This window comes from Streptococcus sp. ELY_86, from assembly GCF_058314495.1.
Genome location: NZ_JBZFUK010000001.1, coordinates 326,320 through 340,932, shown reverse-complemented (window position 1 = coordinate 340,932; position 14,613 = coordinate 326,320). Strand labels below are relative to the sequence as shown.

Below are 14,613 nucleotides of genomic sequence, written 5' to 3'. Positions count from 1 at the left end.
CGAATATGTTATAATGAAAACAAGTATATTTTGAAGGAAAGCAATATGGCAAAAAATAACGTTAAAACTTATCTGATGATACCCTTGGCTCTGACTCTTTTTATGGCTGCAAGCAAGGTGTCTGCAGACGAAACAGCTCAGACTTCTTCTGTCTCAGATAAACCGGTATCTTCTGAGGTAACGGCAGTATCCGGCACTGAAACATCGGTATCAGAAGCAAACACGCTTCCAAGCACAAGTACGGTCAGTCAGGAGACAGCAGGACAAGCAGATGCCCAGACGGCTGTTACTGAACCGCAAGCTGCAAAATCCTCTCAAGTTGTTAAAGAGCCTGCTGCTGTAACGACGAACCAGTCTGTATCTGATCAGCCAGACAACCAAAGTCAAAGTCAGCCGGCAACAGCTGCCGCTGATGTTCAAAGCCAACAATCCTTGTCTTCTCAGTCTCTCAAACAAGCTGCCCCTTTAAAAAGAGAAGCTGTCACACAGGTTCCTCAGTCAAGTGCTGCAACTGTGCAAAAAGCGGCTAAACCTAAGGAAGTGACAGCCGCTAGGGTTGAAGCAAAAGGGATAAAATTACAGTACAAACAGCCTATTGCCAAGGGCAGCAAGATTCAGTTTGCAGTTTGGACGGCACAAAAAGGCCAGGATGATCTTAGGTGGTATACTGCTAATAATATGGGAGCTGCCTATGCTGAATTTAAAAATCACCGCGAATATGGCGTCTATCATGTCCATACCTATGCAAATCAAAAGGGTAAGATGATTGGGCTCAATGCGATGACTGTTACGATTGCTAGGCCGCAGATTAAAACAAAAATTCAAAAGACTTCGGCTAATCATGTTGACATTACTGTCTCCAATGTGCCAATTACCATCACACAGGTTCAGATTCCCGTATGGTCAGATAAAAACGGCCAGGATGACCTTAAGTGGTATAAAGCAGTAAAAACAGCTAGCGGCAGCTATAAAACAACGGTCAATCTGCAGAATCATAAAAATACTCTGGGACACTATCAAGCTCACATTTACGGCTACAGCGCTGTTACTCAGTCTCAAATTGGTTTAGGTACGAGCTCAGGTTTTAATAATACTGACAGCCGTTCCAATGCGGTGGCTTCAGTCGTGGGTTACAAAGAAACCTCAGGTACTTTTGATGTAGTTGTTAAAGGCAGTCCGACTACAAAGGCCATAAAATCTGTCAATGTTGCTGTCTGGTCAGAAGACAAGGGTCAGGATGATCTGAAATGGTATACACCGGCAGTTGTCAATAATCAAGCGACCGCTAAAATAAATATTGCTAACCATGCTAATGTCTCCGGACTTTACCATGTTCATGTTTATACAGACTATACTGACGGAACGAAGTCAGGAAAAATTTTAGGAACTTATAAAATTACCAAATCAGTCGCCGAGGCTAAATTAACGCCCAAAGGGATTTCACTGAAACTAACTGCCGCTAATATCAAGGATAAGAGCAAGGTTTCCTTTGCCGTTTGGTCAAATGAAAAAGGTCAGGACGACCTGAAATGGTATCAGGCGGATAAGCGTGGTGAAGCAGTTGCCGGATATGATAATCACAAGGGCTACGGTCTTTATAATATCCATGTCTATCATAATCAAAACGGCCGATTGTCAGGTCTTGGGACAGCAACACTGACAGTTCCCAAGCCGACTGTAACAACAAGCATTTCTAAAACAGGTGACAATGAGTACACTGTCACGCTTAAAAATGTACCTTATTACATCTCCTCCGTGCAGGTTCCTGTGTGGACCAGCAAGAACAATCAGGATGATATTAAGTGGTACGGAACCCGCAAGGTATCAGACAAAACCTATGAGGTCAAAGTTCTCCTTAAAAACCATCAGTTTGAAACAGGCCGCTACAATGCTCATGTCTATGGCAAAAGCAGGCTGGAAAACAATAAATTAATCGGCATGGGAGGAAAAGAATTTACAGTTGCTGCGGCAAAAATCGCTAATGCCAAGGTTGCCGTGACTAATCACCAGGCTAAGAAAGGTACTTTGGATGTTGTCATTACGGAAAACAGTAATTCTAAAAAACTAAAATCTGTTAAAGTTGCTGCTTGGTCAGAAGATAAACAGAGCAATCTCTACTGGTATACCAGCAATACTGTCAAAGACGGCAAAATCAGCATTACGGTCAATGAAAAAAATCACGGGTACATCAAAGGAAGCTACCATGTTCATGCTTATGTGACCTATCAAGACGGCCAAGAAGCTGGTTTTGATACAGGAACTTATCGATTGGAAGCTGAAAAGCCGGCGATTGCTCTGCCATCTTACTTTATTGATATCAGCAGTCATAACGGCAGTATTTCTGTTGCAGAATTTAAAAGTTTAAAGCAGCAAGGGATTCAGGGAGTTGTTGTTAAGCTGACAGAAGGTACCAGCTATATCAATCCTTATGCAAAATCACAAATTGCTAATGCCAAAGCAGCAGGTGTCAAAGTTTCTGCCTATCACTATTCGCACTACACATCAGCAGCAGGAGCACAGGAAGAAGCACGTTACTTTGTCAATGCTGCTAAGGCACATGGCTTGTCCTCTTCGACTGTTATGGTCAATGACATGGAAGAATCTTCTATGCTGAACAACATCAATGCCAATGTTCAGGCCTGGCAAAATGAGATGAAGCGTTTGGGTTACAGCAACTTAGTTCACTATACCATGGCAAGCTGGCTGGATATCCGTGGCGGAAGTGTCAATACAGGACAATTTGGCCTTAACAATTTTTGGATTGCCCACTATGCCAAAGGCTATACTTACATGAGTCTGGAAGAGGCTAAATCCTTTAATTATTATGCCAATGCAGCGGCTTGGCAATACACAAGTGTTTCTCCTAAATTATCTCATCCTTTAGATGAAAACATTGACTATACCGGCCGCTTTACCCGACAGTCGTAACAAGGAGTTCGATTTATGAAAATGAAACTTATCTTCAAGCGTGTTGCTGTCGTATTGCTGTCAGTTTTTCTTCTTGTCGGCTGCTCAAATCAGAAAAAGAATAATGACAGGGAGGAATCGGCTTCTCCTAAGACAAGTTTGCAGTCGCAATCACATAAGAGCGATACGCGCAGCTCATCCGAGCAAAAGAAGACGGCAGAGTCCACCTCGGAAAGCACTCAGTCCTCCAGCTCTTCCAGTGAGGAGAGCCATGAGGCAGAGAGTCTCGTTCCTATTGATACAGGTGCTATCTTGAAGGCTGATTACAGCACTGCAGCAGGTACTTGGAAAAATGCCCAAGGGCAGAATCTTAATTTTAATGCCCAAGGCCTGGCAACTTCCGGCATGACAGTCAGTCTGCTGGATATTGATCAGGATGGCATTCTCTTGCTGAATGTGGAAACAGGGAACAAAACCAATCTGACTCTCTATATGGTTCCGGCCAACCATACTCTGTCCCAGCAGTACTTTCCTAATGGGCAGACAGATACATCTGATAAATCAAAAGACCGTATCATTTCTTCTGAGGATTTGAGCAGCAGCCAGCTGACAGAGCATGTTTATTATCATGTATCAGACCATTAATAAAACTGAAAAACTTCTGAATAATATTTTAAAAACCACAGATATCTGCGGTTTTTTCTGTTATAATTAAGAGGATAAGAGGTAGAAAATGACTTACGATAATTTACTAAAACGTTTTTTGACCTATGTCAAAATCAATACAAGAAGTGATGAAAACAGTACGAAAACACCAACAACGCAAAGTCAGACAGACTTTGCATTGACTGTTTTAAAACCGGAAATGGAGAGCATTGGTCTCAAAAATGTTCATTATTTGCCGAATGGCTACTTGGTAGGAACCTTACCCGCAAATGGGAATTTTCCTTATAAAATCGGTTTTATCGCCCATATGGATACGGCTGATTTTAATGCTGAAGGTGTAAATCCGCAGGTCATTGAACAGTATGATGGCGGAACTATTCAGCTTGGTCAGACCGATTTTACTCTTGACCCGGCAGATTTTCCCAATCTTAAAAACTATGTGGGGCAGACTTTGATTACAACAGACGGGACAACCTTGCTGGGGAGTGATGACAAGTCCGGAATTGCTGAAATTATGACAGCAATGGAGTATCTGGTCAGTCATCCTGAGATAGAACACAGTGAAATTCGTGTTGGTTTTGGGCCGGATGAAGAAATCGGCATTGGTGCTGATAAATTTGACGCAGCTGATTTTGATGTTGATTTTGCCTATACTGTTGATGGAGGACCGCTTGGAGAGCTGCAGTATGAAACCTTCAGTGCTGCTGCGGCAGAGATCAGCTTTGCGGGGCGCAATGTTCATCCGGGAACTGCTAAAAATCAGATGGTCAATGCCTTGCAGTTAGCTATTGATTTTCATGAGCAGCTGCCTGCCGGTGACCGTCCTGAAAAGACAGACGGCTATCAAGGCTTTTATCATTTACTCAGTCTCAATGGGACAGTCGAAGAAGCCCGCAGTTCTTATATCATCCGCGATTTTGAAGTTGAAAGTTTTGCTGCTCGCAAAGCCTTGATGCAGCAAATTGCTGAAAAAATGAACGCACAGCTAGGAACAAAACGGGTACAGCTTGAACTTCATGACCAATATTACAATATGCGAAAAGTAATCGAGAAAGATATGACCTGTGTTACTATCGCTAAGAAGGTGATGGAAGATTTAGCTATAGAACCTGTTATTGAGCCTATTCGAGGCGGGACAGACGGCTCTAAAATATCTTTTATGGGGCTGCCGACACCTAATCTTTTTGCGGGTGGTGAAAACATGCACGGCCGCTTTGAATTTGTCAGCTTAGAAACCATGCAGAAAGCTGCTGAAGTCATCATAGGCATTGCTAGGTTCAGACATTAAAGTTTGGAAAAAATCACTTAACTATGATAAAATAATGTAACATGGAGGAAGTGTAAGTGATTAAAATATTTGGGAAAGTGAGATACCATTGGCAGCCCGAATTGTCATGGCTGATTATCTATTGGTCGATTGCGATCATGCCGATTTTCATTGCCTTGTCACTGTTATATGAGCAAACCAGTATACCGCAGTATTTCTTTATTTTGTTTATTGCCTTTATTGTGTTGGTCGGTGTTGGATTCCACCGTTATTTCATCATTGAAGATAAGGGTATTTTAAGGGTTGTATCGTTAAATATATTCAGACCTTCTAAGATTGTTATTGCTGATATCGAAAAAGTAGAAGTAACAAAATCAACTGTAACGCTGTTTGTCAAGAATAAAAAGAAAAGCCTCTTTTACATGCGAAAGTGGCCGAAAAAATATTTTTTGGATGACTTGGCTGTTCATCCGGATTTTAAAGGTGAAGTTGAGCTGATTGATAATTTTGTTAACCTTGATTATTTTGAGGCTTACAAAGACGAAAAAAAGCCCTTACGGTAAAGTAAGTGCTTTTGTTGGACAAGATTTGACTGCAGTGAGAATATCGGCATCATCCGCAAAGGTTTTAACAGTTTCACTGCTGCCTGTAAATTTGACGATACCGTCATCATCGTAATCAAAGACATCTGAATAAGTCTGACAAAGCCCGCAGGCAATACATTTTTCTGGGATAATAGCTACTTTCATAGTAACATTGTAATACTATTATTGACATTTAACAAGGGGGAAATCATGTCCAATAAACCATGGGAAGAAAAAGTAACAGAAACGGATACTGAAAACAAAGAATTAACACGTAATTCCAAAGATGATCGCGCTGTCAGTACACCGGTTTTAACGATTCTGCTGAGCCTCTTTTTCCTGATTATTATTGGTATTTTATTTTTTGTACTTTATACTTCTAATGGCGGCAGTGATGAAAAAGCTGCAACTTCGGGATTTTATGGGTCTTCTAAGACCGTCAAAAAATCTAAAAAAGAAGTCAGCCAGTCTTCTGAGTCGGAAGAACAGACCGTGACAGAAACAACTGAGACTGAAACGACTCAAACAGAGACAACGACTTCTTCGGACGGAGAAGATACCCTTACTGTTCAAGGCGGTGAAGGTGCGGCAGCCATTGCTGCGCGTGCAGGAATTTCAGTAGAGCAGCTTTACGAATTAAATCCGGATCACATGACAAAGGGATACTGGTATGCCAATCCCGGTGATAATATAAAAATTAAGTAAGGGGATTTGTATGACAGGAATTAAAATTGCCATTGACGGACCTGCTTCAAGCGGAAAGAGCACGGTTGCTAAAATTATTGCTAAGGATTTAGATTATACCTACTTAGATACAGGAGCTATGTACCGCTCCGCAACTTATTTGGCCCTTCAGCATGATGCTTCTTTGACGGATGAAGAGACCATCGTTAAACTGTTACAGGATTATCCGATTAGTTTCGGCCGCCGCGAAGATGGGCAGCAGCTGGTCTTTGTCGGAGATGTTGATGTCAGTCTTCCCATTCGGGAAAATGAAGTGACTAACAATGTTTCCACAGTGTCTGCCTTACCTTTGGTGCGTGAAAGATTAGTCGAACTGCAGCGTCAGATTGCTGATCAGGGCGGTATTGTCATGGACGGCCGCGATATTGGAACGGTTGTGCTGCCGGATGCCGAGTTGAAGATTTTTCTGATTGCATCTGTGGATGAGAGGGCTGAGCGCCGTTATAAGGAAAATCTTGAAAAGGGAATTGAAGCTGACTTGGCTAAGTTAAAAAGAGAAATTGCAGCGCGCGACTACAAGGACAGCCACCGGAAAGTTTCCCCTCTTAAGGCAGCTGCGGATGCCATTACCTTTGACACAACAGGTGTGACAATTGAGGGTGTTGTAGAGTTTATTGAAGAAAAAGCAAAGAAAATTATTGACAGTCATTAATTGGCATGTTATACTGGTTAACAGTGAGAAAAGCAGAAGTGAGAACTTCTCGCCTTGCGACTAAGGTTGTCTGGCCCAACATGTCAAAATTCCTTTAGGATAAGGAAAGTTATGTGTGCGGGCTTGAAATGTCAAGTCCGCTTTCGTTTTTCTCGAAAAAATTTAAAGGGGTGAAGAACATAGCTAAAAAAGATTTGTTCATTAATGATGAAATTCGTGTCCGCGAAGTTCGTCTTATTGGCCTTGATGGCGAACAATTAGGAATTAAGCCATTGGCAGAAGCGCAGTCTATTGCCGATGACGCCAATGTTGACTTAGTTTTAATTCAGCCGCAGGCTGCACCGCCTGTTGCTCGTATCATGGACTATGGTAAGTTCAAGTTTGAGTATCAGAAGAAACAAAAAGAGCAGCGCAAAAAACAAAGTGTTGTTACTGTTAAGGAAGTCCGTCTCAGTCCTGTTATTGATAAGGGTGACTTTGAGACCAAGCTCCGTAACGGCCGCAAATTCCTTGAAAAAGGAAATAAGGTCAAAGTTTCTATTCGTTTTAGAGGACGTATGATTACTCACAAGGAAATCGGGGCAAAGGTATTGGCTGATTTTGCTGAAGCAACGCAGGATATTGCGATTATTGAGCAAAGAGCTAAAATGGATGGCCGTCAAATGTTTATGCAGCTTGCACCAATTCCAGACAAAAAATAAGTCGATAAAAATAGTAAAAGTAGGAGAAATATTAAAATGCCAAAACAAAAAACACACCGCGCATCAGCTAAACGTTTTAAACGTACAGGTTCAGGTGGATTGAAACGCTTCCGCGCTTATACATCACACCGTTTCCATGGTAAAACTAAGAAACAGCGCCGTCATCTTCGTAAGGCATCAATGGTGCATTCAGGAGATTTCAAGCGTATCAAATCAATGCTTACTCGCTTGAAATAAGCAGGGCAGTTTAGAAAAATTAGAAAGAACTATTGGAGGATCAATAAATGGCTCGTGTTAAAGGTGGCGTTGTTTCACGCAAACGTCGTAAACGTATTTTAAAATTAGCTAAAGGTTACTATGGTGCAAAACATATCTTGTTCCGTACAGCAAAAGAACAAGTGATGAATTCATATTACTATGCCTATCGTGACCGCCGTCAAAAGAAACGTGATTTCCGCAAACTGTGGATTACTCGTATCAATGCGGCAGCTCGTATGAACGGACTTTCATACTCACAATTGATGCATGGTTTGAAATTAGCTGAAATTGAAGTTAACCGCAAGATGCTTGCTGACTTAGCAGTCAATGATGCAGCAGCTTTCACAGCACTTGCAGATGCAGCTAAGGAAAAGCTGGGTAAATAAGACGATAAAAAGGTGGGATAAGAAGTCCCGCCTTTTTTGTTTTTTAGCAGAGATTATGGCAGAAAGATACGTTTTATCAGCTGTTAATTGTCAGAAATCTGACAGAAAACCTCAAGCCAACAAATGCAGCCTTATAGAGTTGCTTTCTTTAGCCAGACTGCTGTTTTGAGTCTGCTTAAAAGAGAGTGGGACAAAAATCGGTAAATCGTCATGAAATGGCGATTTCGATTTTGTTGTCCCACCTCCGCACAGTTTATTAGGATGGCCGCTATCCCTTGCGTAGCAAGGGATAAGGACTTCCAATAAACCACTGCGTTAAATATGTGATACTTCATAAATTGAAAGAGTTTGAGACTTTTGTCCCAAACTCTTTTGACAGGATTATTTTTTCGAATCCGTGCTTGTTGATGAGGATTCCTTGGCAGCTTCCGGATGCAGTTCCTTATAGCTCGGTGCTTTGTATAAATCTTGTGTAGATTTGTTACCGTTTTTGCTGTAAAGGCTGGTCGAATTTTGACCCAATTTCTTTTCGATCTTTTTCAGAGAAGCCAGAGAGTCATTCTTATATGAGATGGAGCTGATGTTAACAGGTTTTAGACCGCTGTTTTTATCAAAACGCAGCAGATCGCCCGTTTGGATCTCATCACTCATGTCAAGCTGCTTGTCGGCTGCTTCACGGAGTTCCTTAAGTTTTGCAGTTGTCGTTTCATCCGGGTTGGTGATTTCAACACCTGTTTTGGTATCGTAAACACGTCCGCTGTAATTAGTATAGTTAGGTGTGATGTAGTTGCCTTCAGAACGGAAAGCCACTAGCTGCTTATTAGCAGGAGACAGCAAATCCTGACCCAATTCAACATAGTTTTTACTGTCAATTCCAAGCAGATGAAGCAGCGTTGGCAGGGTATCAACTTCACCGCCGTAAGTATTGCTGATGAAGCCCTTGTCTGTTCCGGGAACATGGATCATGTAAGGAACGCGCTGCAGCATAGCATTATTGTATTCTGTCCACGTCTGCGGGTCTTTGCCCAGAAGCGGTGCGAGGTCTGTATTTCTTGAATTGGCAATACCGTAATGGTCACCGTACAAGACAATGATGGAATTTTTGTACAAGCCGGAGGCTTTCAAATAATCAAAGAAACTTTTGATGGCAGAATCTAGATAGTTAGCAGTTGCAAAGTAACCATTGATGGTTTCATCATCTGTTTTAGCAAGAGGGAAACCTGTATCATCACCGGCCAGACTTTGGTAGGGGTAGTGGTTAGATACAGTAATAAACTTAGTATAAAAAGGCTGCTGCAGATGTTCCAAATACTTAATAGAGTCTGAAAACATGACCTTGTCATTGAGGCCGTACTGGAAAGAGTTGTCTTTAGTCATCTTAGACATGTAAGACTGATCAAAGAAATGCTGGTAGCCTAATTGCTTGTATGCATTGTTGCGATTCCAGAAGGTGCCGATATTGCCGTGAAAAACAGCACTGCTGTAATTGCTGGTATCATTGAGAATATGCGGAGCAGCCTGCTGGGTATTGTCACCGCCGTATTGGACGAAGAAAGACCCTTGGTTGAGACCAAACAGCGATGTTTCCATGAGGGTTTCGGCATCTGATGTCTTGCCTGCCTTAACCTGATGGAAAAAGTTTGAAAAGGCAAAGGTTTCTTTGGAATGGTATAGGGAGTTGAGGAAAGGTGTAACAACGTACTCTTTGCCATCAACATTGAGTTTGTAATCAAGAAGGAACTGCTGAAAACTTTCCAAGTGAAGAATAATAACATTTTTTCCCTTGGCAAGACCATAATATTTAGGATTGGGGGCAGCGTAATGCTCCTTGACGTATTCCTTGACAGTACTGAGTTCATCGGCAGTCGCCTCAGAGCGGACCTTTTGCGTTTGATAGGTTTGATTGGCACTGTAGGCGCTGAAAGCCGGCAGACCTAAGGCACGGACAATGTAGATATTTGAAAAGCCGCGTGTCAGCAATTCCGGCCGATCAATTTCGGCCATGAAAAGGTTGATTGAAAAGAAAAGTCCGGACAGTGCCGAAATGGCAAAGCTGGCTCTTTTATTAAAAGGTCTTGTATCAAAAGAGATTTTTTTGAGGGAAAAAAGTGTGATGAAGATGATGTAATCTAAAATGTAGATGACATCCCAAGGTCTTAATAAATTAAGGGCGGAAGCACCTAATCCGGCAGAAGTTTTACTGCTGGCAAGGGCTGCGCTGACCGTAATGAAATCTGAGAATTCCCTGAAGTAAATCGAATTTGCAAATAAGAGAACATTGAGCAAAGTGTAAATAACAGCTGTCACAATATAAAAAGCGCGTGTGTTTTTTATATAGAGGCTCAATCCTAAAAGAAGGAGAGAGACTGGGATAGGATTAATCATTGTTAAAAGAAATTGATAAGAATTTCCTACGTCCAAACTAAAATCAATATTATAAGCCCACAGCGTTTTGAGCCAATAAATGAGCACAAGTGTCAAAATAAATCCTAAACGGGTCTTGACAACGCTCAGGAGAAATTTAACTATTTTTTTCATTATACCGATTCCTTATCATTTTAAAGATAAAATCTTATTATTTGATTATAACATAAATTTATTTTTGGCATATAGAAGAAATGTTTTTTTAAGGGAGAAAATTTCTTAATTTTTTGTTATAATGGTTGTTATGAATAGACTTACGGTGGGTTCTTCGGCGGAGAAAAAACTTAAGCGGGGAATTCAGTTATTAAGCAGTAAAGATTTTCCGAATATAAAGCTGAGTGACCAGACGGTTTACCTGTATTCTCAGGCAGGCAGTTTTTTAGGAACAGCTTATCTGTCCAAGCAAAATAAGGGAGTTGGCTGGCTGGTATCATCCGAAAAAGTGGTACTAAATCAGGCTTATTTTGCCCAGCTGTTTCAAAGGGCTAAGAAAAAACGGGAGGCTCTGTCAGATTCGGATTTAACAACAGCCTACCGTCTGTTTAATCAGGACGGAGATTATTTTGGCGGTATGACTGTTGACCGTTATGGTCAGTTTGCTCTTTTTTCTTGGTACAATGCCTTTGTTTACCGGCTGAGAGATCAGATTACAGCTGCTTTTTGTCAGGTCTATCCCGAATTTTCGGGAGCTTACGAAAAAATTCGTTTTAAAGGTCTTGGTTACGAGTCTGCGCACTTATACGGTCAAGAAGCACCGGAACAGTTTACTGTCACGGAAAACGGCGTGTCTTACAGCGTTTTCTTGAATGATGGTCTGATGACAGGTATTTTTTTAGATCAGCATCAGGTGCGCAATAGCCTGGTAAACGGCTTGGCTGCGGGGAAAAGAGTTTTAAATTTGTTCTCTTATACAGCTGCTTTTTCCGTCGCTGCTGCAATGGGCGGAGCTCTTGAGACCACGTCGGTGGATTTGGCTAAACGCTCTAAAGAGCTGTCGTTGGCTCATTTTGAGGCCAATCATTTGGATATGAGTCAGCACCGGCTGATTGTCATGGATGTTTTTGATTATTTTAGATATGCTAAACGCCATCAGCTGACCTTTGATGTTCTGATTATTGATCCGCCGAGTTTTGCGAGAAATAAAAAAGAGACTTTCTCTGTTTTGAAAGATTACCATAAGCTAATTAGTCAGGGACTTGAGATTTTGGCTGAGGATGGCTTAATCATCGCATCAACGAATGCCTCCAATATGACCATAGCTCAGTTCAGGAAACAAATTGAAAAAGGTTTTGGAAAACAGCAGCACACTTATCTGGACTTGCAGCAGTTGCCCGGCGATTTTGCCGTAAATGAAAAAGATGAAAGCAGTAATTATTTAAAAGTATTTACAATAAAGGTTTAATTATTTATGAAAATAGTAGTTCCTGTTATGCCTCGAAATATTGACGAGGTTAACCAGCTTGATTTAGCAAAAATCAGCAGCGCCGATCTTATTGAGTGGCGGGCGGATTATTTGGCTAAAAATGATATTCTGACGGTAGCTCCGGCTATTTTTGAGAAATTTGCAGGGCGTGAAGTTATCTTTACCCTGCGTACGGAAAAAGAAGGCGGCAATATTTCACTGACCAGTGAAGAGTATCTTGCGATTATTCGTGATATTGCAACTCTTTATCAGCCGGATTATATTGATTTTGAATATTTCTCTTACCGCGACGTATTAAAAGAAATGTATGATTTTTCTAATCTGGTACTGTCCTATCATAATTTTAAAGAGACGCCTGAGAATCTGATGGAAGTCTTCTCGGAGCTAACAGCTCTGGCACCGCGTGTGGTTAAGATAGCGGTCATGCCCCAAAATGAACAGGATGTACTTGATTTAATGAACTATACGAGAGGTTTCAAGACGCTGAATCCCGAGCAGGAATACGTCACCATGTCCATGTCTAAATTAGGACAGGTATCGCGTTTGGCGGGAGATTTGACAGGCAGCTCGTGGACTTTTGCCAGTTTGGAGCAAGAAAGTGCTCCGGGGCAGATGTCACTGACAGATATGCGCAAAATTAAGGAGGTTTTAGATGCAAATTGACGGACACACTCGTTTAGCAGCAGTTGTTGCGACACCAATCAAACATTCCATTTCACCTTTTATTCACAACTATGCCTTTGACAAAACGGGTGTCAACGGCGTTTACGTGGCTTGGGATATTCCAGAGTCTGAACTTGAGGCTACTGTAGAAAATGTTCGGCGCTACGACATGTTCGGCATCAATATTTCGATGCCTTACAAGCAGGCTGTTATTCCTTATCTGGATGAGATAACAGAAGCTGCTGATTTAATCGGAGCAGTCAATACAGTCGTCAATAAAAAAGGCAGACTGTTAGGCTATAATACAGACGGTATGGGCTTTTTTAGAAGTCTGAATACTTTTGCTGATTTTGATGTTAAGGGCAAGGTAATGACCATTCTTGGCGGCGGAGGCGCTGCAACGGCTGTTATTGCTCAGGCTGCAATCAATGGTGCTGCGAAAATCAATATTTTTAATCAGACAGAATTTTTGCAGGAAACCAAAGAGAAGGCTCAGCGGATATCCGCTAAAACCGGTGTTCCTCTTGAGGTTTTTCCTGTTGAAGATGTGGATTTGATCCAGGAAAAAGTTTTGGCATCTGATTTATTTGTCAATGCTACCAGTGTTGGGATGGATGGCAAATCCATGATCATTGACGAAAAATTTGAATTTCCTGAAAATATCATGGTTGCCGATGTTATTTACCAGCCCTTTGAAACACCGTTTTTGAAGTTGGTACGCAGCCGCGGTTTAAAGGCTGTGAATGGTCTGGGAATGCTGTTATTTCAAGCAGCAGAGGCTTTTGAACTCTGGACAGGACAGGAAATGCCCAGTCAGGAAATCTGGCAGGCATTGGCAGAAAAATATAAGTAAGGAATTTAGGTGCTTCCATGAAATTAAATGTCAATCTTCCTCAAAATCCCTATGATATTATCATCGAAAACGGCAGTCTGGCAAGTGCCGGCCAATGGGTCAAAAAACTTTGGAAACCGCAAAAAACAGCGATTATTACTGATAACCGTGTGGGAAGTCTTTATGCTGAAAAAGTAAAGCTCAGCCTCGAAGATGCCGGTTTTGAGGTTGTTGTCTTTGACTTTTTAGAAGGTGAAGCCAGTAAAAATTTGACAACGGTCAATAAGGCCTATGAATTTTTAGTTAAGCAAGGCATGACCAGAAGTGATGGGATTATTGCGCTGGGAGGCGGTGTTGTCGGTGATTTGGCAGGTTTTGTGGCATCGACCTACATGCGGGGCATTCATTTTCTGCAGATTCCAACCAGCCTGACAGCTCAGGTAGATTCTTCTATCGGCGGCAAAACCGGTGTCAATACTCCTTTTGCTAAAAATATGGTTGGGACTTTTGCCCAGCCTGACGGTGTCCTGATTGATCCGGAGACTCTCAATACGCTTGGCAGACGTGAGCTGACTGAAGGCATGGGCGAGGTTGTCAAATATGGTTTAATTGCTGACGCCGAACTCTGGGAGAAGCTGGAAGCTCTGGATGGTTCTGCAAATTCTATCTTGGAAAATTCCGAGATGATCATCTACCGTTCCTGTGATGTGAAGCGTAAGGTCGTCGTTGAAGACGAATTGGATAAGGGCGTTCGTCTCTATCTCAATTTTGGGCATACAATCGGGCATGCTATTGAAGCAACAGCTGGTTATGGTAAAGTGATGCACGGTGAAGCAGTGGCAATCGGGATGGTTCAGATGTCTCGGATTGCTGAGAAAAAAGGTTTAATGCCGAAAGGTATTACAGAAAAGATTGCGGCTATGTGTGCTAAATTTGGTCTGCCAACGGTGTATGAACCATGGGACGCCGAAAAGATGTATGAGGCGTTAAAGCACGATAAAAAAGCCCGCGGTCAGATGATTAAGACAGTGATTGTTCCCCAGTTAGGGCAGGCTGCAATCAATGAAATCAGTCTGGAAGAGATGAAAGAGTACTTGGAGAAATAA

Annotated in this window: 15 protein-coding genes and 1 other annotated feature; of the genes, 13 read left to right on the top strand and 2 right to left on the bottom strand. The window is 41.9% G+C overall.

The features are described 5' to 3' along the window. The first annotated feature begins 45 nt into the window (after positions 1–45). The 4 genes from AC4HAN_RS01600 (at position 46) to AC4HAN_RS01585 (ending at position 5,403) form a co-directional block, all read left to right on the top strand. Positions 46–2,928, top strand: a complete 2,883-nt coding sequence (locus AC4HAN_RS01600) for a GBS Bsp-like repeat-containing protein (RefSeq protein WP_491090770.1) — start codon at positions 46–48, stop codon at positions 2,926–2,928. A gap of 15 nt (positions 2,929–2,943) precedes the next feature. Next, positions 2,944–3,552, top strand: coding sequence for a DUF6287 domain-containing protein (locus AC4HAN_RS01595; RefSeq protein WP_491090769.1), 609 nt, complete (start codon positions 2,944–2,946; stop codon positions 3,550–3,552). 88 nt (positions 3,553–3,640) lie between these two features. Further along, positions 3,641–4,861, top strand: coding sequence for a peptidase T (gene pepT, locus AC4HAN_RS01590; protein WP_491090767.1), 1,221 nt, complete (start codon positions 3,641–3,643; stop codon positions 4,859–4,861). Between the two features lie 56 nt (positions 4,862–4,917). Continuing rightward, on the top strand, positions 4,918–5,403 hold the full coding sequence (locus AC4HAN_RS01585) for an EbsA family protein (protein WP_491090766.1): 486 nt from the start codon (positions 4,918–4,920) through the stop codon (positions 5,401–5,403). Here AC4HAN_RS01585 and AC4HAN_RS01580 read toward each other — a convergent pair. Beyond that, complete coding sequence (locus AC4HAN_RS01580; protein WP_491090765.1) at positions 5,395–5,589, bottom strand: ferredoxin; 195 nt, start codon at positions 5,587–5,589, stop codon at positions 5,395–5,397. The two genes, AC4HAN_RS01585 and AC4HAN_RS01580, sit on opposite strands and share 9 nt — an antisense overlap. A 45-nt stretch (positions 5,590–5,634) precedes the next feature. Here AC4HAN_RS01580 and AC4HAN_RS01575 point away from each other — a divergent pair, with 45 nt between their 5' ends. From AC4HAN_RS01575 to rplT, 5 genes are all read left to right on the top strand, one after another. After that, complete coding sequence (locus AC4HAN_RS01575) at positions 5,635–6,129, top strand: SAG1386/EF1546 family surface-associated protein (RefSeq protein WP_491090763.1); 495 nt, start codon at positions 5,635–5,637, stop codon at positions 6,127–6,129. Between the two features lie 10 nt (positions 6,130–6,139). After that, entirely contained in the window at positions 6,140–6,820 is a 681-nt protein-coding gene (cmk, locus tag AC4HAN_RS01570) for a (d)CMP kinase (protein WP_491090762.1), read from the top strand. Positions 6,821–6,844: 24 nt separating this feature from the next. After that, positions 6,845–6,975: a sequence feature (ribosomal protein L20 leader region), on the top strand. Between the two features lie 15 nt (positions 6,976–6,990). Beyond that, complete coding sequence (gene infC, locus AC4HAN_RS01565) at positions 6,991–7,521, top strand: translation initiation factor IF-3 (RefSeq protein WP_491090760.1); 531 nt, start codon at positions 6,991–6,993, stop codon at positions 7,519–7,521. 36 nt (positions 7,522–7,557) lie between these two features. Continuing rightward, positions 7,558–7,758: a 50S ribosomal protein L35 gene (gene rpmI / locus AC4HAN_RS01560; protein ID WP_002263327.1), complete on the top strand. Its 201-nt coding sequence runs from the start codon at positions 7,558–7,560 to the stop codon at positions 7,756–7,758. Positions 7,759–7,805: 47 nt separating this feature from the next. Next, positions 7,806–8,165 carry a 50S ribosomal protein L20 gene (gene rplT, locus AC4HAN_RS01555; protein WP_027976332.1) on the top strand — a complete coding sequence of 120 codons (360 nt, stop codon included), beginning with the start codon at positions 7,806–7,808 and terminating at the stop codon, positions 8,163–8,165. Between the two features lie 381 nt (positions 8,166–8,546). On the opposite strand, the gene AC4HAN_RS01550 is transcribed toward rplT, so the two are convergent. Then, entirely contained in the window at positions 8,547–10,703 is a 2,157-nt protein-coding gene (locus AC4HAN_RS01550; protein WP_491090756.1) for an LTA synthase family protein, read from the bottom strand. Positions 10,704–10,833: 130 nt separating this feature from the next. On the opposite strand from AC4HAN_RS01550, the gene AC4HAN_RS01545 reads away from it, so the two are divergent. From AC4HAN_RS01545 to aroB, 4 genes are read left to right on the top strand one after another with little or no spacing between them, the layout of a single operon-like run. Continuing rightward, a complete protein-coding gene (locus AC4HAN_RS01545) occupies positions 10,834–11,991 on the top strand; it encodes a class I SAM-dependent rRNA methyltransferase (protein ID WP_491090754.1) in 1,158 nt (385 codons plus the stop codon). 6 nt (positions 11,992–11,997) lie between these two features. Further along, positions 11,998–12,675, top strand: a complete 678-nt coding sequence (aroD, locus tag AC4HAN_RS01540; protein WP_491090752.1) for a type I 3-dehydroquinate dehydratase — start codon at positions 11,998–12,000, stop codon at positions 12,673–12,675. Then, positions 12,665–13,528, top strand: coding sequence for a shikimate dehydrogenase (locus tag AC4HAN_RS01535; RefSeq protein WP_491090750.1), 864 nt, complete (start codon positions 12,665–12,667; stop codon positions 13,526–13,528). Before aroD ends, AC4HAN_RS01535 begins: the two co-directional genes overlap by 11 nt. Before the next feature lie 17 nt (positions 13,529–13,545). Next, complete coding sequence (gene aroB, locus AC4HAN_RS01530) at positions 13,546–14,613, top strand: 3-dehydroquinate synthase (RefSeq protein ID WP_491090748.1); 1,068 nt, start codon at positions 13,546–13,548, stop codon at positions 14,611–14,613.